The sequence below is a fragment of the Nonomuraea sp. NPDC003709 genome (genome assembly GCF_040610775.1).
GTDB lineage: Bacteria > Actinomycetota > Actinomycetes > Streptosporangiales > Streptosporangiaceae > Nonomuraea > Nonomuraea angiospora_A.
Window position 1 is genome coordinate 332,563 of sequence record NZ_JBEXMW010000002.1, and the last position, 24,301, is coordinate 356,863.

Here is a 24,301-nt window from a genome sequence, read left to right on the forward strand (position 1 = left end):
TTTTCAGCGTGTGGGATCATCTATCGGGTGTGGCGTCTTGGCGTGCTCGACCTGATCAGGATCGGGCTGCTCATACTCGGCGTGGTGTTCGTGGCGACCGGGTTGCTGCCGTGGGAGGACGCGCTCGCCAGCCTGGATGAGATCGGGCCCCTGCTGATCTTCCTGGTCGCGATCATCGTGCTGGCCGAGCTCACCAAGGAAGCCCAGGTCTTCGACGCCATCGCGGCGAGGATGGCGGTGCTCGGACGCGGCAACTACGCCGCTCTCTTCTTTCTTTGCACCGCCTTCGCGTCATTTATCACGATATTTCTGAATCTGGACACGACGGCGGTCCTGCTCACCCCCGTCATGCTCGCCCTCGCCCCCAGGGCCCGCATCGCCGCCCTCCCCCTGGCCATGACCACGATCTGGCTGGCCAACACCGCGAGCCTGCTGCTCCCCGTCTCCAACCTGACCAACCTCCTGGGCATGGAGAAGATCGGCCTGGACGCCCAGGAGTTCGCCGCGCGCATGTGGGCCCCGCAGCTCGCCTCGATCGCGGTGACGATGGTGTTCCTGTGGGTGTTCTACTGGCGCCGCGGCGAGCGGCGCGACCTGCGCTACACCCCGCCGCTGCTGGAGCCGGTGGCCGACCGCGTGCTGTTCGGCGCCGCGGCGGCCGGCTGCCTGCTGTTCATCGCGATGCTGCTGCTCAAGACGCACGTGGCCATCGCCGCCACCGCGGCGGCCGCGATCGTCGTGGCGGCCTTCCTGGTACGCGCCCGCGACCGCCTGACCTGGAGCCTCGTCCCGTTTCAGCTCGTGATCTTCGTGACGGGGCTGTTCCTGGTGGTGCCCACGCTCAGCAGGCACGGCCTGTCCGACCTGATGACCTGGATGGTCGGCACGGAGGGCGACCCCTACCGCACGGCCGCCGTCGGGGCCGGGCTCTCCAACACCATCAACAACCTGCCCGCCTACAAGGCCGTCGAGACCGTCATCCCGGCCGCCGACCAGGACCAGCTGCTGGCCCTGCTGGCCGGCACCAACGTGGCCCCGGTCATCACGCCGTGGGCGTCGCTGGCCACGCTGCTGTGGTTCGAGTCGTGCCGCCGCCACGAGGTCAAGGTCCCGATGCGCCGCTTCCTGCTGACCGGCACGGGCCTGGCCGTGGCCGGGCTGCTCGCCACCGTGTGGACCCTGGTGCGGTTCAGCTGATCAGGCGGCGGCCAGCGCGTAGGCGCCGGCGACCGCGTCCAGCGCCCAGCGCATGCGCACGACGTACGTCTCGGGGTGGTCGCCGGCCTCCTGCGCCACGTACGCCGCGCACCGGGCCGCGTCGCCGCCGCACCGGCACAGCCGCTCGTCCACGGCCTCGCGGATCTGGAACGGGGACAGCCGGTCGGACGGCTGCAGAGCGGTCGCGAAGAGCACCTGCGCCAGCTCGGTCGTGGTCATCATGTCGAGCCCCTCTCCCTTGTTCCGTTCTCTCTCAATAGACCTCGAACGGGAGCGGAACTCATCGGCGAAGGACACACATGTTCTGCGGACTTTTCCTCATTCGGGCCCGAGGAGGGCGAGCAGCCCGGGGACGGCCCAGGGATGGGCGGCGACGAAGCTGCGGTCGTCGGCCGTGCCGTCGATGCACTCCTCGAACGGGCCGCCGTCCAGCGCCCTGATCTCGATGCCGGCCTCCCGGGCGAGCAGCGCGCCCGCGGGCAGGTCGACCGCCTCGGCCCGGTAGCCCACGATGCCGTCGATGTCGCCGCGCGCCAGCATCGCCCACGCCAGCAGCGGCGCCCACAGCTGCAGCACCCGCCGCGCGTTGAGCTCCAGCGCCGTGCGCAGTGCGCGTGCGGTCGCGTCGTCCCTGGTCACGCCGTAGCCCTGGGTCCAGGCCAGCAGCGGCCCGTGCGGGCTCGGCGCGTACGGGGGCGCGAGGAGTACCCCCGAGGACGATCCCGCCGGAGCGGACAGCGCCCCCCGCCCGCGGACGGCCGACCACGTCTGGTCGGAGACGGGATCGTGCACCACGCCCAGCACGGGACGCCCGCCCCGGCACAGCGCCACGCCCACCACGTAGGCGGGCAGGCCGATCGCCACGTTGTTGGTGCCGTCGAGCGGGTCGACCAGCCACGTCCACTCGCCGCCCGCGGCCCCCACCAGCCCCGACTCCTCGGCGATCACCGTGTGCGACGGGTACGCCGTCAGGATGCGCTCCAGCAGCAGCTTCTCCGAGGCCAGGTCGAGGTCGGTCACCACGTCGCCCGCCTCGCCCTTGGCCCGGACGCCGACCACGCCGCTCATACCTTCCCGGAGCAGCGCCCCCGCGGCCTCGGCGGCTTCGACGGCGACCGTGCGGGCGTGATCCAGGTCCATCGGATGCCTCTCAGGTCAGGTGAGCGGTGATCAGACGTACGGCCAGCTCGGTCTCACGGGCGTCCAGCGGCTGCCTGGCCACGTGGTGCGGCCCGCCGCCCAGCGGGCCGAGCGACAGGTCGCGGCTGCCGGGCCGGCCCCGCCCCAGCGCGATCGTGGCCGCCTCGCCGCCCTCCGGCACGACGCTGCTGTGGAAGCGGTCGGCGGCCAGCGTGTACGTGTCGCCGGGGCCGAACACCTCCACCAGGCCCGTCGCGTGCCGCACGGTGCGCCCGGTGGGCGAGATGCGGTCGCCGTCGGCCCCGCTGACCACCTCGAAGACCCGGTGCGTGGCGTCCCGGCCGGCGTCGGTGACCACCGCGTGCACGTTGCGCACCTGGCCGTAGAGGACGTGGCTGACCAGGTCCCAGCTGTGGCAGTGGATCTGCGAGGTGGTGCTCTCGGCGTGCGCGAACGAGTCGGACCACAGGTGGACGCACACCCCTTCGCCGCCGTCGCGCTCCAGCGGCAGGCACACGAACCCGAGCGGGTGGCGCACCGCCGTCAGGCCGCCGGACGAGAGCGTCTCCAGCGCCCAGGCCCTGGCCTCGCCCCCGATGACCCGCTGGTGGACGCCGTGATGGCTCATCACGCACCAGCTCGATCATGCGGCTCACCGTAGGGGTCCATCGCCCGCAACGCCTTGCGGGCGATGTCGACGACGTCACGGCCGTTGTACGCCTTGGGCAGCGGGATCCCGACGCGTTCGAACAGCTCCTGAACCTCCTCGATGGTGGGCTCGTCGCTCAACGGCACCTTCTTGTACATCTCCAGTGGCACCCGCCGCGCCTGCTCGAAGCTGAGCCGCAGCTCGGTGTCGCAGTTCTCGTAGTAGAACGTGCCGGCCAGCGCGGTCATCGCCTTGTTGGGGTCCTCGACCGTCATGATCAGGCGGGTGGCCGACACGTCCCAGCGGAACGTGGTCATCGTCGAGGACAGGCCCACCGCGATGTCGAGCAGGCCGTAGCGCTGGCGGTGCCAGAAGGCGGCCAGGATCGTCGCGTACGACTCCTTCCTGGCCCGGTCGGTCGTCCACGTCTCGCCGGTGCCGTCGGGGGCGTCCGACAGCGAGCGGCGGTAGTGGGCGTACGTCTCGCACACCTCCAGGTTGGACGGGTCGATCACCTCGACCCTGACCGTGAGGTGGCGCTTGTCCCTGCGGGCCGCCGCGACGCACTCGGGCAGGGTGACCGCGCGCAGGTAGGTGCCGGTGCCGCCCTTGAAGCTCCACCGGTGGGTGTCCTTGCGCGCCTCCGCGTGGGACTGGGCGATCTCCTGGCTGCTGCCCAGCACCCGTACGAGCTGGAGCGCGTCGAGGGCCTTGCGGGTGCTGCCGACCAGCGACTCGATCTCCTGCAGGCGGGCCAGGCGCGCGGGCAGCTCGGCCAGCGCGCCCGAGGTGATCGTCTCCTCGACCGGGGCCTGGCGCGCGCGGTCGCGCAGCAGCGCGGTGGCCACCAGCGCCATGATGACCAGGGTCGCGGCGTTGACCAGCTGGGACTGCACCTCGTCGGGCACGATCTCGTTGGGCATCACGCCCACGACGCCGATCACGATCGCGAGCACCAGCGCGATGGCCCCGTCGGCGTTCTGCGCAGCCCATGGGGCGACCTGCTTCACCGCCGCCACGAACCGTGTCATCGCTCGCCCCGCCGTTCGACGATCATTCAGTCCCCGAGGTCATGGTAACGACCGCGCCAAGCGACCACCAGTACACCCAGAGCCAGGGAGCTTTATTGCCTCGAACCTGAACGGCTCCCGTGGGTAGCATCGGCTCGCATGATCATGGATCCCGAGGTGATGGGCTACTACGAGCAGGGCGGCGAGCTGACCAGGCTGCGGCGGGGGCGCAACCGGCTGGAGTACTGGCGCACGCGTGACGTGCTGCGCCGCGTCCTGCCGCCGGCGCCCGCGCGGGTGCTCGACGTGGGCGGGGGCACCGGCGCGCACGCCGAGTGGCTGGCCGCCGACGGATACGAGGTCGAGCTGATCGACCCGGTGCCGCTGCACGTACGGGAGGCGTCCGCGCTGCCCGGGGTGAGCGCCCGCCTGGGCGACGCCCGCGACCTGCCCGTCCCCTCCGGCCGGGCCGACGCGGCGCTGCTGCTCGGCCCGCTCTACCACCTGCCCGAACGGGCCGACCGCGTCCGCGCCCTGGCCGAGGCCAAGCGCGCGGTGCGCCCGGGCGGGCCGGTCGTGGCGGCCTTCATCAGCCGGTACGCGAGCGTGCACGACGGCGTATACCGCGGCGGCTTCGTGGACGAGGAGTACCGGGCGGCCGACTATCGGGGCCTGGAGACGGGGGTGATGATCTCGCCCAGGCCGGGCGGGTTCCGCGGTTACCTCCACGATCTCGAGGAGATCCTGGACGAGTTCGCCGACGCCGGCCTGCCGCGTCCCGACCGTTACGGCCTGGAGGGCGCCTTCTGGCTGTACGGCGACGTGGACGAGTGGCTGGACGACGACGAGCGGCGCGAGCTGCTGCTCGACGCCGCCCGCCGGCTGGAGTCGGAGCCGTCGCTCCTGGGGGTCAGCGGCCATCTCCTGGCCGTGGCGACCGCCTGACCGCGGGCTCCCGGCCGCGGTCAGGCGGTCCGCTCCCCGATCCGGGGGAACGGGCTGGTCGAGAAGACCACCTCCACCGGCACCTCGAAGTATTCGGCGATCCGCAGCGCCAGGAAGAGGCTCGGGCTGTATTCCCCCCGTTCCAGGTAGCCGACGGTCTGGTAATGGACCCCCAGGGCGTCGGCCAGCTGCCTGCGGGTCACGTTCCGCTCTGCGCGCAGCAGCGCGATGCGGTTGTAGACGGTCTCGCTCATCAGCGCATATCTTCTCAGGTCAGCCGCTGCATCGCCTGGTGACGGCGGGCCTCGGCCGCCACGAGCTGCCGATCTCCGCGGCGGCGGCCGAGTCGGGCAGCAGCGCCGAGCGCATGCCCAGGCCGATCACCTCGCCGGGGGCGACCGTGAAGCCGACGCCCCGGAGGACCTCCTTGTGGCCGTACGCCATGTGCGGGTCGTCGACCTCGATGGCGGCGGCGGTCTGGCCCAGGTCGAGCTCCCTTACCGCATCCATCAATTCTCCAGATAGTAGGTCTACTACATAGATAGCACGCATGCTACGGGACGCAATAGACATATGACATCCATTGCAAGCGAACAGTAAGTCGCACCCGATACGGTCGGATTCGCCTGTAGCGGAAAAGGAAGGTTCGATGTCACGACCCAGAGAGGCACTGATCCAGGCAGGTCAGGGCATAGCCCAAGCGGTTGCCCAAGGGGGTGACATGCGGCAGGCGATGGGGCAGGCCATGGGCCAGGTCGTCGACCAGGCGGGGCAGCTCGCGGGCCAGGCCCGGGGTTTCGCGCTGAACCCCCACGACTTCGCCGCGGCCCGCGACGGCGGCGTGTCGATCGGCACGGCCATCGAGGCCAGGTCGGCCTCGCTGAACGAGGCCGGCGAGATCGTCAACCGCAGCTTCACCGAGAACGGCATGCACGTCATCTCCCCGGTGGTGATCCCCAAGGGGAGCACCGCGAAGGTGATCGTGCCGCTGGGCATCCTGGTGGTGCTCGGCCTGATCGGCGCGCTCGGCAACGTCATCCCGAACACCGACCTGTTCTTCGGCCCGCACTACTGGGTGGTGCTGGTCCTGGCGGCCGCGTTCCTGTGGTGGCGGCGCAGCGTGGTGATGGTGCCCGAGGGCTGCAAGGCCCTGATCACCCAGTTCGGCAAGCTGGTGCACATCGCGGACCCGGGCCGGGTGACGCTGTTCAACCCGTGGAAGCGGGTCAGCTACATCGTCAACACCACCCGCGAGTACCCGTTCAACGCGCCGATCAGCGAGGCGCCGACGCAGCAGGGCGTCAAGGCCAGCGTGGACCTGTTCCTGCAGTTCAGGATCGAGAACCCGGCGGAGTTCATCTTCGTGCTCGGCTCGGTCAGCGGCTTCCAGTCCAAGCTCCAGAACGCCATCAGCGAGGTCACCCGCTCCCTCATCTACGCCCAGCGGGCCGAGGAGATCTACGACCTGGTGGGCGAGAGCACGCTGGGCATGCTGGAGAGCCTCAACCAGCAGTTCCTGCCCGCCGTACGGCTCACCGACGTGAACATCACGCACGCCGAGCCGTCCAGCCAGGAATACCGGATGGACCTGGCCGCCCCCGAGATGGTCCGGGTCGCCAAGGAGGCCTACACCTACGAGTACGAGCTCCAGTTGCGCAAGGAGCAGAACGAGGGCGACCTGGTCAAGGAGCTGGCTGGGCTGCAGGAGACGCTGAGCGCCATCCAGGCGGAGATCGCCGGCTACCAGGCCCGCATGGACACCGCCCTCGAACGCGCCAGCCACCAGGCCACCGCGCAGGCCAGGCAGCGCCTGGTCGAGGCCGAGTCCACGGCCAACGCCAACGCCGCGCTCCTGGAGGCGCAGGCGCTGGACATCAGGGCGCTGTCGGCCGCGGAGGCGCCCGAGATCCTCGACTACCGCTTCCAGCAGGACCTGCTGAACAAGCTGGAGTCCGTCGCCACCAGGCTGCCGCAGGTCGTGCAGGTGGGCGAGCAGACCGACATCGACTTCCTGGCCCTGGCCCAGCAGCTGGTGGGCGGCAAGGACGCGGCGCTGTTCTCGGCCGAGGATATGGCCGCCATCCGGTCCAGGCTCGACGAGATCGGTTCCCGCGTGCAGAGCCGCGAGGCCGAGATCGCCGCCCTGCTCAAGAAGGCCACCGCCGACGTGACCGAGCCCCAGGCGGCGCCGGAGCCCGACGCGGAACTGGAGCGCACCGTCGAACGCCTGCTGCCCGGGAAGGGGGAGATCTGAGATGAGCCGCGAATTCTCGAAGATCAAGGAGTCGCTGGCCTCCTGGGGCGACATCCGCCAGCTCCTGCGGGGCGGCGAGCAGGGCCAGCTCGTCCCCGTCGTGATCCCCAAGGACCGGCGCGGCTTCGCCTGGATGGCGCTGGTGTTCCTGGGGCTGTACTTCGCCGGGATGGCGGTCCTGACCGACCTCACCCTGATCGCCGCGCTGCTGGCGCTGTTCTTCCTGGTCGTGGCCATGGTCACGATGTGGCGCAAGGCGATCATCGAGATCGAGGAGGGCACCACCGGCGTACGCAGCCGCTGGGGCGCCATCACCGGCACCCTCCCGCCGGGCCGCCACTACCTGTGGCTGCCGTGGGACCGGGTGGACGCGGTCGTCGACACCTCCACGGAGATCCCGTACTCGGCGCCGATCGTGGCCTGTCCCACGGCCGAGAACGTGCCGCTGAAGTCGATCGAGTTCTTCCTCAAGTTCCGCATCGTGGACCCCGTCGCGTTCGTCCGCACGATCGGCGCGGGCAACTTCGACCTGGTGCTCTCCAGCGCGGTGCAGGACGCGATCAGGCAGCGCAGCCGCCGCGTCAACACCGAGCGCGCGTACGACCTGCGCGGCTCCGACGTCGGCGACATGCAGGACGCGCTCAACCGCCAGCTCGGCCGGTACGGCGTGCGCATCACGGGCGCCAACATCCCCGACGTCCAGCTGCCCGACCAGTACCAGCAGCACCTGGCCACCCGCGAGAAGGTGGCCAAGGAGCTCTCGGCCTACGAGCGCGAGTGGGAGCTGACCCGCAAGCGCCGCATCGACACCCTGCTGATGGAGATCGAGCGCTCCAAGAAGACCCGTGACGCCCGCGTCGTCGAGGTCAAGGCCGCCCACAACACGGCGCGCAAGGACGTGGCGCGCATGCTGGAGGAGCAGGAGACCGAGGCGCAGCGTGTGACATGGGAGATCGAGGCGCGCGGCCGGGCCGAGCTGACCGCCGCCGAGAACGAGGCCAAGGCGTTGCGCCGGCTGGCCGAGTCGTACCGGGACAACCGGGCCGTGCTGCAGTACGAGCTGGCCCGCAGGCGCCTCGACGTGGGCGCCAAACTCGCGGAGAACGCCCCCCAGCCGCTGGTCGTACGCACCCAGCAGGGCCAGTCGGACTCCGCGCTCTCCACCCTCCTCCTTGCCCAGTTGCTCCCCCGCATCTCGGGCACGGGTCAAGTGAACGGCCAGACACCTTCCGCTTAGGAGAACCCCATGGTGTTCCGCAAATTGATGGCCGCGTTCGGTGCGGGCGTCGAGGTAGACACGGTGTTGACCAACACGGGCGTGCGTCCCGGCGAGATCCTGCGCGGCGTCGTCCACTTCCGTGGCGGCAACTCCGACTACAAGGTCGAGGGCATCCACATCGACCTGACCGCGGTGGTCGAGATCGAGTCGGGCGACAACGAGTACAAGACGACCTACAGCTTCCTGCGCCAGCAGGTCGCCGGGACGTTCCAGCTCGCCGCGGGCGCGCAGCACCAGCAGCCCTTCGAGATCCAGGTCCCCTGGGAGACGCCGATCAGCGCCATCGCCGGGCATCCGCTGCACGGCATGAAGCTGGGCGTCCAGACGGAGCTGGCGCTGGCGGGCGCGCTCGACAAGGGCGACCTCGACCCGCTGTACGTGAGCCCGCTGCCCGCGCAGGACCACGTCATCGCCGCGCTCGACCGGCTGGGCTTCCAGTTCAAGAAGGCCGACCTGGAGCGCGGCACGCTGTACGGCTCGACGATGCCGTTCTTCCAGGAGATCGAGTACTACGCGGGCGGGCAGTGGCGGCGCCACTTCAACGAGCTCGAACTGACGTTCATCGCCGGGGCGCGGCAGATGGACGTCATCCTGGAGGCCGACAAGCGGGGCGGCTTCCTGACCTCCAGCCACGACGCGTACAACCGCTTCACCGTGCGTTACGACGACCCGCCGCACTCGGCGGACGGGGCGCTGCAACGCGGTCTGGAGCAGATGGCCCGCCACCGCGGCTGGTTCTGACCGGTAACCGCCGCCGGGGCGCGGGGACCCCGGCGGCGGAGGTCAGAGGGGGTGCGACCCTTTCTGTCGGTCGGGACGCCTACAGTGGCAACATGCGACCGGTCACAGATTTGCAGCGGAAGGTGGCGCCTTTCGAGGTCGTCACCGAGATGACTCCCTCCGGTGACCAGCCCACGGCCATCGCCGAGCTGGAGCGCCGCGTCATGGCCGGAGAGAAGGACAACGTGCTGCTGGGTGCCACCGGCACCGGCAAGACCGCCACCATCGCCTGGCTGATCGAGCGGCTGCAGCGGCCCGCGCTGGTCATGCAGCCCAACAAGACCCTCGCCGCGCAGTTCGCCAACGAGCTGCGGGAGATGCTGCCCAACAACGCGGTCGAATATTTCGTTTCTTATTACGATTATTACCAGCCTGAGGCGTACGTCCCGCAGAGCGACACGTACATCGAGAAGGACTCCTCGATCAACGACGAGGTCGAGCGGCTGCGCCACTCGGCGACCAACTCGCTGCTCACCCGCCGCGACACCATCGTGGTCGCCTCCGTGTCGTGCATCTACGGCCTGGGCACGCCGCAGGAATACGTCGACCGCATGGCCAGGCTGCGCGTCGGCATGGACGTCGACCGCGACCAGCTCCTGCGCCGCCTGGTCGACATGCAGTACACGCGCAACGACCTGGCCTTCACCCGGGGCACGTTCCGGGTCCGGGGCGACACGATCGAGATCATCCCGAAGTACGAAGAGCTGGCCGTGCGCATCGAGATGTTCGGTGACGAGATCGAGAAGCTCTCGACCATGCACCCGCTGACCGGCGAGGTCATCACGGAGGACGAGGAGCTCTACATCTTCCCCGCCTCCCACTACGTCGCCGGCGAGCAGCGCATGGCCGCCGCCGTGGGGGGCATCGAGGCGGAGCTGGCCGCGCGGCTGGAGGAGCTGGAGCGCCAGGGCAAGCTGCTGGAGGCGCAGCGGCTGCGGATGCGCACGACGTACGACATCGAGATGATGCGGCAGATCGGCACCTGCTCCGGCATCGAAAACTACTCGCGCCACATGGACGGGCGCGAGGCCGGCAGCGCGCCCAACACGCTGCTCGACTACTTCCCCGAGGACTTCCTGCTGGTCCTCGACGAGTCCCACCAGACCGTGCCGCAGATCGGCGCCATGTACGAAGGCGACGCCTCTCGCAAGCGCACGCTGGTCGAGCACGGGTTCCGGCTGCCGTCGGCGCTCGACAACCGGCCGCTGAAGTGGGAGGAGTTCCTGGAGCGCATCGGCCAGACCGTCTACCTGTCGGCCACGCCGGGGCCTTACGAGCTGGGGCGGGCCAAGGGCGAGGTCGTCGAGCAGGTCATCCGCCCGACCGGCCTGGTCGACCCCGAGATCGTGGTCAAGCCGACCAAGGGCCAGATCGACGACCTGGTCCACGAGATCCGCCAGCGGGCCGAGCGCGACGAGCGCGTGCTGGTCACCACGCTGACGAAGAAGATGTCCGAAGACCTCACCGACTACCTCCTGGAGCTCGGCATCCGGGTGCGCTACCTGCACAGCGAGGTCGACACGCTGCGCCGCATCGAGCTGCTGCGGGAGCTGCGCACGGGCGAGTTCGACGTGCTCGTCGGCATCAACCTGCTGCGTGAGGGCCTCGACCTGCCCGAGGTGTCGCTGGTGGCCATCCTCGACGCCGACAAGGAGGGCTTCCTGCGCTCGGAGACGTCGCTGATCCAGACCATCGGCCGCGCCGCCCGTAACGTGTCCGGCCAGGTCCACATGTACGCCGACAAGATCACGCCGTCCATGGAGCGGGCGATCGACGAGACGAATCGGCGGCGGGCCAAGCAGATGGCCTACAACGAGGCCAACGGCATCGACCCGCAGCCGCTGCGCAAGAAGATCGCCGACATCCTCGACTCCCTGCAGCGCGAGGACGCCGACACCGACCGGCTCCTGGGCGGCGGGCGCCAGCAGTCGCGCGGCAAGGCCCCGGTGCCCGGCTTCGGCGCACGGCAGGCCGGCCAGCACGCCAAGGCCATCGCCGGCGAGATGCCGCGGGCGCAGATGGAGTCCCTGATCGAGTCGCTGACCGAGCAGATGCACCAGTCGGCGGCCGACCTGCAGTTCGAGGTGGCGGCTCGGTTGCGCGACGAGATCAAGGAGCTCAAGCGCGAGCTCCGCGACATGCGCGAGGCCGGCATCAAGTAACGCCCGCAAGGCGCCTCCTCCTCGCACGGAGGAAGGGGCGGTTTGCGTACGCATGACATCGGGCGCCTGCCGCGCGCGACTTCGGCCGCCAGCCGGGCGCTGGCCGCCGGGCGTCGGGCGTCGCGCTGGGGCCGGGCGAGGGCCGCCGGGCTGGGGCCGCCGGGCGTCGGGCTAGGGGAGGAAATCCGCCAGGGTGCGGGCGAAGACCTCGGGGTTGTCGAGCATGATGCTGTCCCCCGACTCGGGAATGCCGATCACCCGGACCCCGGTGGCCCGCAGGCTGTCGGCGTCCTCGGGCGGCTCACCCTCCGGGTGCAGGAAGGCGCGGGGGATCGGGAGGTCCTGCAGGAGCCGGCGCATGGTGGGCGTGGTGCCCGCGCTCAGGCTGACGGCCGTGCGGTGGAGCCCGCGCAGGTCCGCCAGCCGCATGGTGGACCATCGGTGCGGCCCCACGCGCTCGCGCACCTCCTTCCACCCGTGCGACAGGAACGCCTCCTCCGTGTAGCTCGCGATGCCGCTGCCATCCGGCCGCACGGAAGCCGGGGGATAGGGGTCGAGGTCGGCGTCCACGAGCACCAGATTGGCGATCAGCTCCGGGTGACGGGAGGCGAGGACGATCGCCACCGCGCCGCCCATGCTGTGGGCGATCACCGACGCCCCGGCGACCCCCGCCTTGCGCAACGCCTCGGCCAGGGCGTCGGCGTGGGTCTCGAGCGTGTAGGCGAAGTCCCGGGGACGGTCGCTGATCCCGAACCCGAGCAGGTCGATCAGCAGGGAACGGTGTTGCGGCAGGAGCGGGTGTGCGGCGACCTCGGCGTAGTAGGGGGCCGAGGTCGCACCGAGACCGTGGACGTAGACCCGCGACGGCTCCGCACCCGGCAGCTCTACCCAGCGGATGCGAGCGCCGCTGGGGTGGACGACGGCATCGTGCATGACGGCCCTCCTCGTCGTATATCGGGGCCAATATACCTACGACCTGCGTAAACGATCGGCACTCCGACGTCCCCGCACGTCACCCCCGCCACCGACAACACACACAACCCACACGCCCCAGCGCCTGCCACGCGGCATTCCGCGATCCGGCGGCTGGCGATGGTGTGCAGCCCTGCGATCCAGCGACAGGCCCGCGGTATCCCGCGCCCCATTGGCTGGCGGCGGCGCGCCACTCCACACCCCGCACATGGCGCCGTAACCTATCGCCCGAGAGCTGCCACTTCCACCCTGGCACCCGAGGGACCGCGACCCCGCGTCCACGGCACCCTCCAGCCGCCCCGCCCCGCCCCGCCATCCGGCAGTTCATGCGTCGCCGTCCAGCCGTCCTGCGTCACCTCGCGGCCGTCCGGCGGTGCCATCCGGGCGTCCGGCGGCGCCATCCGGGCGTCCGGCGGCGCCATCCGCGTGGCGGCGCGGTGCGGGAGGTCGGGCTGCGGGACGAGGGCCGGAGCGATCACAGGGACAGGCCGGCCTCTTTGCGGAGGAGAGCGGCGAGGGAGTCCGGGTCGGCGGCCGGGACGCCCTTGGCGGCGAACCAGGTGGCGACGTTGTGGGCGTCCCGGTCCAGGAACGAGGGACCGGTCGGGTGGGCGATGACGTCCACGATCTGCGGCAGGTCGATGATCACCAGCCTGCCGTCATGGACCAGCAGGTTGTACGGCGACAGGTCCCCATGGGCCAGCCCCTCCCTGGCCAGCGTGACCATGGCCGCCACGAGCTGCTCCCACAGCCCGTCCAGGTCGTCGGACACCTGCGCCAGCCGCGGCGCCGCGTACCCGTCCCGGGTCCCGATGAACTCCTGCAGGATCTCCGTCTCCACGATCTGCACCGGGTACGGCACGGGAACCCCGAGCTCCCACAGCCGGCACAATGCCCCGAACTCGGCGACCGCCCACTGGGCGGCGATCACCTGCTTGCCGAACGCGGTGCGGTTGGCCATGGCGCGGTTCATGCGGCTCTCGCGGGTCCTGCGGCCCTCCATGTAGCCGGAGTCGCGGTGGAACAGCCGGTGCTCGGAGGAGCGGTAGCGCTTGGCGGCCAGCAGGCAGACCCGGTCCGTGCCGGGCACCCCCCGCGAGATCAGATGGACGTCGGCTTCCTTGCCGGTCTTGAGCACGCCGTGCTCGGTGTCGACGGCGGCCAGCTCGGTGACGAGCCAGCCGGGGTACGGCTTGGGCCCCTTCTCCGTGGGTGTGCTCTGGTCCCAGGTGGACCAGCGGTCACCCTCGGGCGGCCCGTCGTCGGTCTCGGGAGTGCTCTCCAGCCATTCGAGGTCGTCGGCGTCGAGGGCGTACTTGCCACGGGTGCGGTGCTGCGAGTGCTTGGGCACGGTGGGATTGCTCCAGGTGTGAGGCCCACCGGCTCGTCGATCAGGTCAGCGAGTGTGCGGTGGGAAGGTCTGAGGACGCGGAAAACGGCACGCGAACAGTCGTCATCACGGTCTCACCCTCCCTTCGCGGCACAGCGCGGCGATCATCGTCAAGCCGCTGCCAAGCGATCAACTCGGTCCCGAGTATCCCGGTCCACGTACCGCCCTCGCAACCGATTAAATGACGCCCCCGCCGCCACCCTTGTCACCCCGGAGATGGGGCAGGACCATGCGACGGCCGGCGCGGCGTGGAGTGACCCCGGTGGCGGTCTCGAGCCACGCCCGTGGTCGCCCTGGCCATCGCCCCGACGGCGGGCAACCAGATCGTCGACGGGACGGCGCGCGGGCCGTCGTGGGCGGCCGACACGTCCCGCCACCCGGGTCGGCGGCACCATCGGACGCACCCAGATGCGGACCGCCACCCGCACCCCGATGCGGACCGCCACCTGGAGCTGGGAGCCGCCCCCATCGATCAGCCGGAGTGACAGCGAGGTCGGCGTGCATGCCTGTGGGTGGACCTCAACGGTTGTAGAGCCTGCGTGCCCACAGATATCCGGCCACGGCGATGACCGCGCTCCAGGCAGCAGCCTCCGCGAAGCTGGAGGCGGCCGGGCGACCGGCCAGCAGCGCCCGCAGCGTCTCGATGACGGGGGTGAACGGCTGGTGCTCCGCGAACCAGCGCAACCCGGCCGGCATCGACTCGGTCGGTACGAAACCGCTGCCGAGGAACGGCAGCAGCATCAGCGGCATCGGCAGGTTGCTGGCCGTGGTGACGCTCTTGGAGACCAGCGCGAGCGCGACCGACAGCCAGGTGATGGCGAAGGTGAACATGGCCAGCACGCCGACCACGCCGAGCCAGTCCAGCGCGGAGGCCGACGGGCGGAAGCCGATCAGCACGGCCACCAGGGTCACCGCCGCGATCGCGATGAACGTCTGCACCATCGCCCCGAGCACGTGCCCGGTGAGCACCGAGACGCGGGCGATGGCCATGGTCTTGAACCTGGCGATGATGCCCTCGGTCATGTCGGTGGCCACCGAGATCGCGGTCCCCTGCGCGGCACCGGCGATGGTCGTGATCATGATTCCGGGGGCGAGGTAGCCGACATAGGCGGCGCGGCCTCCGCCGATGCCCGCGCCCATGGTGCCGCCCAAGACGAACACGAACAGCAGCAGGAACACCACAGGGACGGCGGCGAACGTGAAGATCAGCGAGGGGTAGCGCCAGATGTGCGTGACCTGGCGGCGCAGCATCGTCGCCGAGTCGGTGATCGCTCTCATCGGGAGGGCTCCTTGGTCAGGGAGAGGAAGACGTCGTCCAGGTCGGGCGTGCGCACCGACAGCTCGGCGACGTCGATGGCCTGGGTGTCCAGCCACTCCAGGAGCTTCTTCAGCGTCCTGACACCACCGGAGTCGGGGATCTGGACGGTGAGCGCCGCGTCGTTGCGCGAGGTGGCGCCGACGTGCGGGGCGGCCCTGCGGTAGCCGTCGGCGTCGGCGAAGCGCACGACGATGTGGCCGCCGGGGACCAGCCGCTTGAGCTCCTCCGGGGTGCCCTCGGCCACCAGCTCGCCCTGGCTCAGCAGCGCGATGCGGTTGGCGAGCTCGTCGGCCTCCTCCAGGTACTGCGTGGTCAGGAAGACGGTCACGCCGTCCTGCTCGACCAGGTCCCTGACGATCTGCCACATGGTGCGGCGGCTGCGCGGGTCCAGGCCGGTGGTCGGCTCGTCGAGGAAGATCAGCCTGGGTGTGCCGACCATGGTCATGGCGAGGTCGAGCCGGCGCCGCATGCCGCCCGAGTAGGAGACCGCCGGCTTGCGCGCGGCGTCGGTGAGGTCGAAGCGCTCCAGCAGTTCGCGGGCTCGCTCGCGGCCCTTGGAGCGGCCGAGGTGGAGCAGGTCGGCCATGAGCCGCAGGTTCTCCTCGCCGGTGAGGAAGCTGTCGACGGCGGAGAACTGGCCGGTGACGCCGATCACGGCGCGCACCTTGTCGGGTTCTCGGGCCAGGTCGTGCCCGGACACCCGGATCTCGCCGGCGTCGGCCCTGATCAGGGTGGACAGGATCTGCACCATGGTGGTCTTGCCCGCGCCGTTGGGGCCGAGCAGGGAGAAGATCGTGCCCTGCGGGATGGTGAGGTCGATGCCGTCCAGTACGCGGTGCGAGCCGTACGACTTGCGCAGTCCCGCCACCGAGATGGCAGGTTCGATGGTCCGCACGGTCGTCACCCTCGGTCCCAGGTGACGGGCAGGCTGCGCACGCCGTAGATCTGCGCGGGGTCGGTGCGCAGCGGAACCTCTTCCGCCGGTACGGCGAGCCGCAGCGTCGGGAACCGGGTGAGCAGCGCGGGGAAGGCGACGCGCATCTCGACGCGGGCGAGCTGCTGGCCGAGGCACTGGTGGACGCCGTGGCCGAAGGCCAGGTGCCCGGTGGCCGAACGGCGCAGGTCGAGCACGTCGGGGTCGGAGAACTTGGCCGGGTCCCTGTTGGCGGCGTTGAGCGCGATGATGACCGTGTCGCCGGCCTTGAGCTGCCTGTCGCCGAGCTCGAGGTCCTCCAGCACGCCGCGCATGCCCATGGCGGCGATGGACAGGTGACGCAGCAGCTCCTCCACGGCACCGGCGGCCAGACCGGGATCGCTGCGCAGGGCGGCGAGCTGGGCCGGGTCGCGCAGCAGGGCGAAGGTGCCGAGCGCGAGCATGTTGGCGGTGGTGTCGAGGCCGGCGCCGAGCAGGAAGGCGGCCACGCCGCCGAGCTCCTCGTCGGTCAGCTCGCCTGCCGTGGCCAGGTCACTGAGCAGGTCGTCGGTCGGGTTCGCGCGCTTGGCGAGCGCGAGCGTCCGCAGGTAGTCACCGAGCTGGATGAAGGCGTTGTACTGCGCCTCGGGCTCCACGGCGTCCGAGAGGGTCCGCGTGGCGGTCTGGAACTGCTCGCGGTCGTCGTACGGCACGCCGAGCAGCTCGCAGATCATCAGCGCGGGGACGGGCTGGGCGAAGACCTCGACGAGGTCGGCGGGCGGCCCCTGCCGCTCCATCGCGTCGAGCCGCTCACGGGTGATCTCGGTGACCCGCTCGGTGAGCAGGTTCATCCTGCGGACGGTGAACTTGCCCGCCAGCAGCTTGCGGAAGCGGGTGTGCTGGGGCGCGTCCATGCCGGTCAGGTCGCCGGCGGGGGCGGGCGGCAGGTACCCGCCCATCTGCGGGTAGTAGTGGGTCTCATAGCGGGAGCTGAAACGCGGGTCGGCGAGGATCTGGCGGACCAGCCCGTAGCCGGTGACCAGCCAGACGCCGGGGGCGCCCTCGGGCGCGGCCAGCCGGGCGATCGGCTGCTCGGCACGCAGCGCGGTGACCTCGGGGGCGGGATCGAAGGGGCAGGCGGGTGCGCGGTCGAGGGAAGGGCTGACCGTCTCATCGCGATAGTACGTGTTCGACATGCTTTGAAAGCTACGTTGCATTCAAAAGGGCTGCAATCAATGGGATCCGTATTTGCAGGTGAGAGCGGGCAAATTGATGCAATGACGCTGGACTCGAACGCAATGATTCGTTGCATTGAGTGGCGGCGAACGCAACAATGGCGTCATGTCACAAGGAAGGTTGACCCAGCGGGACCGCCAGCGCATCGCGGCCGGCCTCGCCGAAGGGCGTTCCTACGCCGAGATCGCCAGGCGGCTGGACAGGCCGACCTCGACGATCAGCCGGGAGGTCGGCCGCAACGGCGGCCCCGGCGGTTACCGGCCCGAGCAGGCGCACCGGGCGACGGAGCGGCGGGCGCGGCGCGGCACGCCGGCTCTCCGGTTCGCGGCCGGGCCGCCGGACGGCGAGCTGGGGGACGAGGTCATCGAGATGGCGGTCCGGATGGGGCTGCCGAAGATGATGGCGCGCGTGCTCGTCGCCCTGTGGCTGAGCGAGGACGGCAGACTCACCGCGGCCGAGCTGACGCGCAGGCTGAAGGTCAGCCCCGCCTCGGTCTCCATGGCGGTGGGCTATCTGATCCAGCAGGGGCTGATCGGGCGCGAGCGCGATCCGCGGCGGCGTCGCGACATCTACACGGTCGATGACAATTCCTGGTACCAGTCGATCGTGACCAGCTCGCGGCAGACGCTGGAGGCGGCGGAGCTGGCGAAGGCGGCGGGGGAGACGTTCGGCCTCGACACGCCCGTGGGACGCCGGCTGGCCAAGGGCGGTGCATACCTGGAGCGGATCGGCCTGGACACGCTGGAGTCGGGCCGGCGCTGGCGCGACCTCCTGTCGTGATCGTCCCAGTGGACGATCTGCTGGGTGAGCTCACCCGGTGGGCGCCATTGCGTCCGGGCCGGACTCGGCCAAGCCCGTCACCGCCGCCCACCCGCGGACATCAGTGCCTTCGGGACAGCTCCAGCGCGAGCCGGAAGCGGCTGCGTGCGCCGTGCCGGTCCATGAGAGCGCGTACGCGGATTCCCGCAATGCGCTTGACCTGGGTTGATGTAGCGAAAGTCATTGCGGGTCCGGTGACATTTGCCTCTGTCGGCCGCCGCGCTCTCCGGGCATGGTGGGCGCCGGAAGCTGATCGACGGAAGAGGCGGAGTGCCTGACATGGCGAAACTGGTTGTCTGCAACATCATGTCCCTTGACGGCTTTTACGCGGCGGCGGACGGCAACCCGCTCGTGCTGCCGATGGACGCCGCCTTCGACGCCTACAACCTGGAGCGGATCCAGGCGGCCGGCTCGCTGCTGCTCGGCGCCGACTCGTACCGGATGTTCATGGGGTTCTGGCCCGCCCAGGCGGACAATCCCGAGGCGTCCACGGTGAATCAGCAGTTCGGCGGGATCTACGGGCGGATCGAGGTCAGCGTCATCTCGGACTCGCTCACGGACGAGGACATCGCGCCGTGGGCGGACCGGACGACCGTGGTCAGGCGCGCCGACGCCGAGGGATGGGTCAAGGAGCTCAAGCAACGCACCAGCGGTGACATCGTCACCTTCGGCAGCCGGATCACGTGGAACGCCCTGCTCCGCGCCGGGCTCGTCGACGAGCTGCACCTGGTCGTCGGAGCGAAGGCGCTCGGCGAGGGGACGCCGATCTTCACCCAGCCGGTCGACGGGTTCACCGTCGCGGAGGTCCGCCGCCTCGACGGCTCCGGCAACGTCCTGCTGCGCTACGCCACGACCGGCTGAGCTGCCGGGCCGCGGTGAGCTGCCGGAGGCGTGCCGGGCCGCGGTGAGCTGCCGGAGGCCTGGCGCGGCGCCGGGCCCGTCCGGCCGCGCGGATCCGACGCGCTGCGCACGGTTCGGTGCAGGAGGAAAGCCGAGGTCCTGCGGTGCCGAGCTCGTGGATCATCGGCAAAAATGCGGTGCGATGGATCCGGCCGGGCTTGTACGGTGCGGGCATGCGACGTTGCCCGGAATGCGACCATTGGGAGCCCGCTGGAGCCCCCGGCTGCGCCCGGTGCGCCGGGCTGGTCGACGAGATCGTGGAAGAGGGCTGGCGCGCGTTCCTTGAGCAGGAGTTCGGCACCACCCGGCCACCGGACGAGCGCCTCATCGCCGAGATGGTCACCGACGAGCCCGACAAGCACCCGTGGCGCGTGGTGGACGCCGCCTACGACCGCCTGACCTGCCCCGAGTGCGGCGATCGGCTCAGCAGGGGCCCGGCCGGATGCGCCGCCTGCGACCTGGCCAACGGCTTCCGCTACTCCGCCATCGAGATCGACCGCCCCGCCGTCCCGCCCGGTAACGAGCACGGGCTGCGGGTGAACGTGGCCGTCACCCGCCGTACGTCCGGGGTCTCGGAGTCCGAGGTGCTGCTGCGGCGGCTGTCGCTCCCCATCCTCATCGAGGGCCGGCTCCCCACCCGAGCCCAGGCCCAGGCCACCAAGGCCCTGGCCAACGGCGGCGCCACGGAGGCGGAGCTCGCGGCGTTCATATACCGGGAGTGGGACGACGCCTGAGTCGCGGCCCCTGATGATCTGCGGCAGACGCCGTGGTGCCGGGGGTTCGACGCCGGTGCAGCCCCACGGCAGGCCGGATCAGCAGGTCGCGGGTTGTTCACCGCCTTCGGTCGCCGTGAGTGGGCTGGCCGTTACCATTTCAGGTCGAGATCGATGTCGACGTCGAATCCGATGTGGGTCTGCAGTCGCTTGCGGTGAATGCCGGTGGGGACGTAGGCCTTGACCGCCGGCTCAAGCTCGAAGGTGTAAACAACGGGCAGCCCGTCTTCCTCCTCAATCCGCCAGAAATGCCGGATGCCCGCACCTGAATATTTGATCGGCTTGGTGGTCCGATCCCTTTCCATGGATTCGTCAGAGGCCACTTCTGCCACGAGATGTACGTCTCCCGGCTGGAAGGTGGTGGTTTTCGCGGAGATCACTGACTTGTTGACCAGGAGGATGTCCGGCTCGGGCCGCTGACGCGGACCCAGGGTCACCGTCATCCCGCGAATCACTGCAAGATGTCCGGGCGGATCGAGGTAACCCTCGAACCGTCGGAGTGCCAGCATGTGAAAGGCGGTCTGCGGCGGCCTGAAGATGAGCGACCCATCGATCAATTCGACGTGCCGGGGCGCATCAGGGGGAAGGTGATCGAGCATGTCGGCGGTCCAGCCGCCGGGAGGGCCGGGATAGAACCACTCAGGAAGATCCGCAGTCACCAGTCGCACTCCTCGACACTTCACGCGGCGCGCTCATTTTGCCACGTAGAGTAGTCGTCAGGGGCGGTCTTTGCGTTCCTCCATCGAGCGGCGGTAGAGATCGTCGATCTGGTCAAGCGGGTCGGGGGCGTGGCGGCGGGCCTCGATCTCGAGGTCGGTGCGGGAGCCGAGGTCGGCGATGCCGGCGGCCGTGTGGTGCACCTGGTCGCCCAAGAGGTCGGCGCGGATGCGGGCGCACATCGCCGTCAGCTTGGCCTGGTGCTCCCTGAGCCGGTCGAGGGTGGCGTGGTCGACGTACGGGGACATGCGGCGCTGCTGGGCGTACATGCCGAGCTGGCCGTCGTGGACGTCCGCCTGCGCGGTGAGGTCGGCCATGAGGCGGGGGAGGTCGCCGAGGCCCCAGCCCAGGCGCTGGGCGTGGTCGACGGCCTGGCGGGTGAGGGAGACCTCGCGGCGCAGGTCGAGGCGGAGGCGTTCGACCTCGGCGGCGTCGCCCGTGCCCATGGCGTTGACGTGGGTGCTGAGCCGCGTCGTGGCCTGTTTGGCCTTGACCGCAGCCTTCTTGCCCAGCTTGACCAGGAGGAAGACACCAACGCCGCCCAGCAACAGGAAGAACGCCAGGATCACCAGTAGGACGACAAGCAGCTCGCCGATCTCCGCCACCTCCTGTGGGTCTCTGCCTTGAAGGATAGTCGGCCGGGGCGGGATCGGCGCGGCCGAGAAACCAAGCAAGCACTTGATCAGACCAGTGGGGCTGTGCTTCAGTTCTCGGAGAGCGGCTGGAAGGGCGGGGTGACGTGCTCGACGGCAAGGTTGTGATCATCACCGGTGGCGCCCGGGGGATGGGGGCGGCCACCGCGCGGCGCTGCGTCGCGGCCGGGGCCCAGGTCTTGATCACCGATGTGCTGGTGGAGGAGGGTACGGCCACCGCCAAGGAGCTGGGTGCCCGATTTCTCCCCCACGATGTGACAAGTCAGGACCAGTGGACCGACGTGGTCGCCGCTGCCCTGGAGGCGTACGGCAGCCTCGACGGGCTGGTGAACAACGCGGGCATCGCCCTCACGCAGTCGATCGAGCAGCAGTCGCTGGAGGCCTTCGAACGCGTGCTCCAGGTGAACCTGGTCGGCGTCTTCCTGGGGCTCAAATCGGTGGTCAAGGCCATGCGCGAGTCCGGCGGCGGCGCCGTCGTGAACCTCTCGTCCGTCGCGGGCCTCACCGCCCTGCCCGGTACGGGCGGCTACGGCGCGTCCAAGTGGGGCGTGCGCGGGCTGACCAAGATCGCCGCCTTGGAGTTCGGCAAGGACCGCATCCGGGTCAACTCCGTACATCCCGGAATGATCGTCACCCCGATGACGCAGCCGCTCGGGGCCGTGTCGGGGGACGGGACCTTCCCGCTGGCCGCCGCCGGGCGCTGGGGCGAGCCGGAGGAGGTGGCGGAGGCCATCGCGTTCCTGCTGTCCGACGCCGCCTCGTACGTGACGGGCGCGGAGCTGGCCGTGGACGGCGGGTGGACGGCAGGGGAGAGCGCGCTGCTGTCCCGACTGGAGGGTGGGGGTCAATAGATGCCGTACGCGGATGTCGGCGGAAATATCAGGCTCTTCTACACGGAGGACGGCGACGGGCCCCCGCTGCTGCTCGTCCACGGGTGGGGCACCGACTCCCACCAGTGGTCCTGGCACATCGACGCGCTGGCGGCCAACCACCGGGTGATCGCCGTGGACCTGCGCGGCCACGGCTACTCGTCCGTCCCCGAGAGCGGCAACACGCCGCGCGAGATGGCCGGCGACCTGCGCGCCCTTCTCGAAAGCCGGGGCATCCCGCAGGTGGTCGCCGTCGGGCACTCGATGGGCGGCCAGGTGGTCTCCATCCTCGCAGTCGAACACCCCGAGCTGGTACGCGGGCTCGTCGCCGTCGACCCCGGCTACGGCATGACCGACCGGGTCGCCCGGCGATTCCCCAAGATGATCGACGGCCTGCGCGGCGAACACCCGCACGCCGCCGCCGAGAAGATCGACGAGTGGTGCACGAACGCCGGCACGCCCGCCGTCATCAGGCGCTGGCACAAGCGCAGGCTGTCCGGCATGCCGCCGCACGTGCTGGTCCAGGCGTTCGAGGCCATGTTCACGGCCCCGGACGCCATCGGGGTGCGCCCGGCCAGCGACGACTACCTGGCCCGCCGGCGCTGCCCGGTGCTGTCGATCTGGGCGGATCCGGAACGGGCGAGCTGGGAGTCGGGGCTGTTCAAGGACCCCGCGTCCAGGGTCGTGTGCTGGGAGGGCGCCAGTCACCGGCTGCACGAGGAGCGCCCGGCCGAATTCGTGGATCTCGTGGAGGAGTGGCTGCAAGCCCAGGAATAGCCTCAGGTCAGGGCAGACCGCGGGCCGCTCTTCTGCGGGCGCGCATGCGCCGTACCTTCCTGATCAGCCACCACGCCAGCACGGCCATCACCAGCAGCGCGACGATCACCAGCGCGGGGGCGAAGACGGCGACCAGGCTCATGCCGAGCGAGCCCGCATCCTCCGCCGTGCTCACCACCGGGGCGCCCACTCCGGCCGTCCCGGCGTTGATCACCGGCCGGGCGGTGGCCTTGACCACGTGCACGGCCAGCGCCATCACGATGCCCAGCAGCCAGCCGGCCCACGGGTGCTCGGCCATCCAGGTGGAGTGGTCCACCTCGGCCGCCGCCTGCGTGGCCGAGAAGACCACGCCGCCCGACGCCGGGCGCACCACGGTCTGGATGGTGTCGTTGACGCTGTCGACGGCGGGCACCTTGTCCAGGACGAACTCGGCCACCAGCAGGACGGCGATCACCGCGAGCACGCCCCAGTTGGACAGCCAGGAGTAGCCGTCGGGGAGCTTCACGGCGTCCGTGAAGTTGGCCAGGACACCCACGACGAGGAGCGGGATGTAGGCGTTCAGCCCGGCGGCCGTGGACAGGCCGAGACCGGTCAGTGCGGCGAACATGCCCCTAGTCTGCCCGCGCGGCCTCGTCCATGAGGTACGCAAGGTCAGATCCGGTGAATTCGGCCACCGCCCGCTCGTACTTCTCCATGCCCCACGACCAGAAGTCGAAGTCGATGCTCTCGTTCGCGCCGTCCTGGATGGAGGCCCAGAGCGTCCAGCCGTACTTGGACATGAGGCCGAGCAGCCGGGCGCGGGCGATCTTGTGGCGCAGGCGGCGGCCGTAGTACGCGGTGACGAGCTCCTCCAGGTGGCCGAGCGGCAGGTCGGACTCGCTCCAGATGTTGCCGAGCTCGAAGCAGGGGTCGTTGTTGCCGGCGTACTCGTAGTCGATCAGCCAGAGGCGTTGTCCGTCGTCGAGGATGTTGCCGGGCAGGAGGTCGTTGTTGCAGGGGACGGTGCCTTCCGCCCTTATTTGCAGACATTTCCGGATGTCTTCGACGGCGGGCATGAAGCCGAGGTAGTCCGCGGGAAGCCGGTAGCCCCGCTCCCGCACGATCCCCAGATAGTGCCGCTGGATCTCGAACATGTCGAAGTCCCGTACGAACCGCGGCCCCGCGTGCAGGCGGCGGCACGCCTGCGCCACCCGGGGCAGGTTCGCCGGGTCGCGCAGGTCGGCCTCGGTGAACGTCCGCCCCGGCAGGAAGCCCACCACCAGCACCCCCAGCTCGGGCAGGTACGCGTGCACCGGCGCCCCCACCCCGGCCGCGGCGGCGGCCAGCGAGCACGCGTGCTCGGCGTCCCTGTCGATCCCCAGCAGCGAGGAGTCGCTGGCCCACACGCGCGCCACGTACGACCCGCCCGGGGTCGTGACCTTGTAGTTGTGGTTGGTCAGCCCTCCGGGCAGCTCCTCGACGGAGCGCGGCACGCCGGACAGCAGAGGAATGCGATCGAGCACCTCGGGCACGGCCATGCTCGATGCT

Annotated in this window: 27 protein-coding genes; 12 read left to right on the top strand and 15 right to left on the bottom strand. The window is 70.2% G+C overall.

The annotated features are described in order from the left end of the window. Positions 1 to 27: 27 nt before the first annotated feature. On the top strand, positions 28 to 1,197 hold the full coding sequence (locus ABZX61_RS05975) for an SLC13 family permease (RefSeq protein ID WP_355191870.1): 1,170 nt from the start codon (positions 28 to 30) through the stop codon (positions 1,195 to 1,197). Here the strand turns inward: ABZX61_RS05975 and ABZX61_RS05980 are convergent, their stop codons facing one another. The 4 genes from ABZX61_RS05980 to ABZX61_RS05995 form a co-directional block, all read right to left on the bottom strand. Further along, positions 1,198 to 1,440: a hypothetical protein gene (locus ABZX61_RS05980; protein WP_350726341.1), complete on the bottom strand. Its 243-nt coding sequence runs from the start codon at positions 1,438 to 1,440 to the stop codon at positions 1,198 to 1,200. It abuts the gene before it with no gap. Between the two features lie 96 nt (positions 1,441 to 1,536). Then, on the bottom strand, positions 1,537 to 2,358 hold the full coding sequence (locus tag ABZX61_RS05985) for an inositol monophosphatase family protein (protein WP_355191872.1): 822 nt from the start codon (positions 2,356 to 2,358) through the stop codon (positions 1,537 to 1,539). A 10-nt stretch (positions 2,359 to 2,368) separates the two neighbouring features. After that, positions 2,369 to 2,986 carry a hypothetical protein gene (locus ABZX61_RS05990; protein WP_350726344.1) on the bottom strand — a complete coding sequence of 206 codons (618 nt, stop codon included), beginning with the start codon at positions 2,984 to 2,986 and terminating at the stop codon, positions 2,369 to 2,371. Further along, complete coding sequence (locus ABZX61_RS05995; protein WP_350726346.1) at positions 2,986 to 4,038, bottom strand: hypothetical protein; 1,053 nt, start codon at positions 4,036 to 4,038, stop codon at positions 2,986 to 2,988. Before ABZX61_RS05995 ends, ABZX61_RS05990 begins: the two co-directional genes overlap by 1 nt. Positions 4,039 to 4,176: 138 nt before the next feature. Here ABZX61_RS05995 and ABZX61_RS06000 point away from each other — a divergent pair, with 138 nt between their 5' ends. Next, positions 4,177 to 4,962: a class I SAM-dependent methyltransferase gene (locus ABZX61_RS06000; RefSeq protein ID WP_355191875.1), complete on the top strand. Its 786-nt coding sequence runs from the start codon at positions 4,177 to 4,179 to the stop codon at positions 4,960 to 4,962. Positions 4,963 to 4,982: 20 nt separating this feature from the next. Here the strand turns inward: ABZX61_RS06000 and ABZX61_RS06005 are convergent, their stop codons facing one another. Both ABZX61_RS06005 and ABZX61_RS06010 read right to left on the bottom strand, forming a co-directional pair. Next, positions 4,983 to 5,216: a helix-turn-helix transcriptional regulator gene (locus tag ABZX61_RS06005; protein WP_355191877.1), complete on the bottom strand. Its 234-nt coding sequence runs from the start codon at positions 5,214 to 5,216 to the stop codon at positions 4,983 to 4,985. Between the two features lie 19 nt (positions 5,217 to 5,235). Then, the gene (locus ABZX61_RS06010; protein WP_355191879.1) at positions 5,236 to 5,472 is read right to left on the bottom strand and encodes a hypothetical protein; all 237 of its coding nucleotides are present in this window, start codon (positions 5,470 to 5,472) and stop codon (positions 5,236 to 5,238) included. A 139-nt stretch (positions 5,473 to 5,611) separates the two neighbouring features. Here ABZX61_RS06010 and ABZX61_RS06015 point away from each other — a divergent pair, with 139 nt between their 5' ends. From ABZX61_RS06015 to uvrB, 4 genes are all read left to right on the top strand, one after another. Then, positions 5,612 to 7,216, top strand: coding sequence for an SPFH domain-containing protein (locus tag ABZX61_RS06015; protein WP_350726354.1), 1,605 nt, complete (start codon positions 5,612 to 5,614; stop codon positions 7,214 to 7,216). A 1-nt stretch (position 7,217) separates the two neighbouring features. Then, positions 7,218 to 8,453, top strand: a complete 1,236-nt coding sequence (locus ABZX61_RS06020; RefSeq protein ID WP_355191881.1) for an SPFH domain-containing protein — start codon at positions 7,218 to 7,220, stop codon at positions 8,451 to 8,453. A 9-nt stretch (positions 8,454 to 8,462) separates the two neighbouring features. Beyond that, a complete protein-coding gene (locus ABZX61_RS06025) occupies positions 8,463 to 9,236 on the top strand; it encodes a sporulation protein (protein ID WP_355191883.1) in 774 nt (257 codons plus the stop codon). Positions 9,237 to 9,328: 92 nt separating this feature from the next. After that, the gene (gene uvrB, locus ABZX61_RS06030) at positions 9,329 to 11,437 is read left to right on the top strand and encodes an excinuclease ABC subunit UvrB (RefSeq protein WP_355191885.1); all 2,109 of its coding nucleotides are present in this window, start codon (positions 9,329 to 9,331) and stop codon (positions 11,435 to 11,437) included. Between the two features lie 171 nt (positions 11,438 to 11,608). Here the strand turns inward: uvrB and ABZX61_RS06035 are convergent, their stop codons facing one another. Both ABZX61_RS06035 and ABZX61_RS06040 read right to left on the bottom strand, forming a co-directional pair. Continuing rightward, positions 11,609 to 12,370: an alpha/beta fold hydrolase gene (locus tag ABZX61_RS06035; RefSeq protein WP_355191887.1), complete on the bottom strand. Its 762-nt coding sequence runs from the start codon at positions 12,368 to 12,370 to the stop codon at positions 11,609 to 11,611. Positions 12,371 to 12,884: 514 nt separating this feature from the next. Further along, the gene (locus tag ABZX61_RS06040; protein ID WP_355191888.1) at positions 12,885 to 13,760 is read right to left on the bottom strand and encodes an RIO1 family regulatory kinase/ATPase; all 876 of its coding nucleotides are present in this window, start codon (positions 13,758 to 13,760) and stop codon (positions 12,885 to 12,887) included. Positions 13,761 to 14,083: 323 nt separating this feature from the next. Between ABZX61_RS06040 and ABZX61_RS06045 the strand changes: the two genes are divergently transcribed. Beyond that, positions 14,084 to 14,284: a hypothetical protein gene (locus ABZX61_RS06045; protein WP_355191890.1), complete on the top strand. Its 201-nt coding sequence runs from the start codon at positions 14,084 to 14,086 to the stop codon at positions 14,282 to 14,284. A gap of 34 nt (positions 14,285 to 14,318) precedes the next feature. Here ABZX61_RS06045 and ABZX61_RS06050 read toward each other — a convergent pair whose 3' ends face one another. Genes ABZX61_RS06050 through ABZX61_RS06060 form a run of 3 tightly spaced genes read right to left on the bottom strand, consistent with a single transcriptional unit; the run spans position 14,319 to position 17,226 of the window. After that, a complete protein-coding gene (locus ABZX61_RS06050) occupies positions 14,319 to 15,077 on the bottom strand; it encodes an ABC transporter permease (RefSeq protein WP_355191892.1) in 759 nt (252 codons plus the stop codon). Then, a complete protein-coding gene (locus ABZX61_RS06055) occupies positions 15,074 to 16,012 on the bottom strand; it encodes an ATP-binding cassette domain-containing protein (protein WP_355191894.1) in 939 nt (312 codons plus the stop codon). The genes ABZX61_RS06050 and ABZX61_RS06055 overlap by 4 nt, the downstream gene beginning before the upstream one ends. Positions 16,013 to 16,017: 5 nt before the next feature. Beyond that, positions 16,018 to 17,226: a cytochrome P450 gene (locus ABZX61_RS06060; protein ID WP_355191896.1), complete on the bottom strand. Its 1,209-nt coding sequence runs from the start codon at positions 17,224 to 17,226 to the stop codon at positions 16,018 to 16,020. 160 nt (positions 17,227 to 17,386) lie between these two features. Here ABZX61_RS06060 and ABZX61_RS06065 point away from each other — a divergent pair, with 160 nt between their 5' ends. From ABZX61_RS06065 to ABZX61_RS06075, 3 genes are all read left to right on the top strand, one after another. After that, positions 17,387 to 18,046 (top strand): helix-turn-helix domain-containing protein, encoded by a 660-nt coding sequence (locus ABZX61_RS06065; RefSeq protein WP_355191898.1) that lies wholly within the window; start codon positions 17,387 to 17,389, stop codon positions 18,044 to 18,046. A gap of 318 nt (positions 18,047 to 18,364) precedes the next feature. Beyond that, positions 18,365 to 18,946: a dihydrofolate reductase family protein gene (locus ABZX61_RS06070; RefSeq protein WP_355191900.1), complete on the top strand. Its 582-nt coding sequence runs from the start codon at positions 18,365 to 18,367 to the stop codon at positions 18,944 to 18,946. Positions 18,947 to 19,158: 212 nt separating this feature from the next. Next, complete coding sequence (locus ABZX61_RS06075) at positions 19,159 to 19,719, top strand: hypothetical protein (RefSeq protein WP_355191902.1); 561 nt, start codon at positions 19,159 to 19,161, stop codon at positions 19,717 to 19,719. Positions 19,720 to 19,850: 131 nt separating this feature from the next. Here ABZX61_RS06075 and ABZX61_RS06080 read toward each other — a convergent pair whose 3' ends face one another. After that, positions 19,851 to 20,417, bottom strand: coding sequence for a Uma2 family endonuclease (locus ABZX61_RS06080; RefSeq protein ID WP_355191904.1), 567 nt, complete (start codon positions 20,415 to 20,417; stop codon positions 19,851 to 19,853). Between the two features lie 57 nt (positions 20,418 to 20,474). Then, positions 20,475 to 21,080 carry a hypothetical protein gene (locus tag ABZX61_RS06085; protein ID WP_350726378.1) on the bottom strand — a complete coding sequence of 202 codons (606 nt, stop codon included), beginning with the start codon at positions 21,078 to 21,080 and terminating at the stop codon, positions 20,475 to 20,477. A 134-nt stretch (positions 21,081 to 21,214) separates the two neighbouring features. Between ABZX61_RS06085 and ABZX61_RS06090 the strand changes: the two genes are divergently transcribed. Further along, positions 21,215 to 21,979, top strand: a complete 765-nt coding sequence (locus tag ABZX61_RS06090; RefSeq protein WP_355191906.1) for a glucose 1-dehydrogenase — start codon at positions 21,215 to 21,217, stop codon at positions 21,977 to 21,979. Then, the gene (locus ABZX61_RS06095; RefSeq protein WP_355191908.1) at positions 21,980 to 22,774 is read left to right on the top strand and encodes an alpha/beta hydrolase; all 795 of its coding nucleotides are present in this window, start codon (positions 21,980 to 21,982) and stop codon (positions 22,772 to 22,774) included. 7 nt (positions 22,775 to 22,781) lie between these two features. Here ABZX61_RS06095 and ABZX61_RS06100 read toward each other — a convergent pair whose 3' ends face one another. Next, complete coding sequence (locus ABZX61_RS06100) at positions 22,782 to 23,381, bottom strand: DUF4126 domain-containing protein (RefSeq protein WP_355191910.1); 600 nt, start codon at positions 23,379 to 23,381, stop codon at positions 22,782 to 22,784. A 4-nt stretch (positions 23,382 to 23,385) separates the two neighbouring features. Next, entirely contained in the window at positions 23,386 to 24,291 is a 906-nt protein-coding gene (locus tag ABZX61_RS06105; protein ID WP_355191912.1) for a phosphotransferase, read from the bottom strand. Positions 24,292 to 24,301 lie beyond the last annotated feature (10 nt).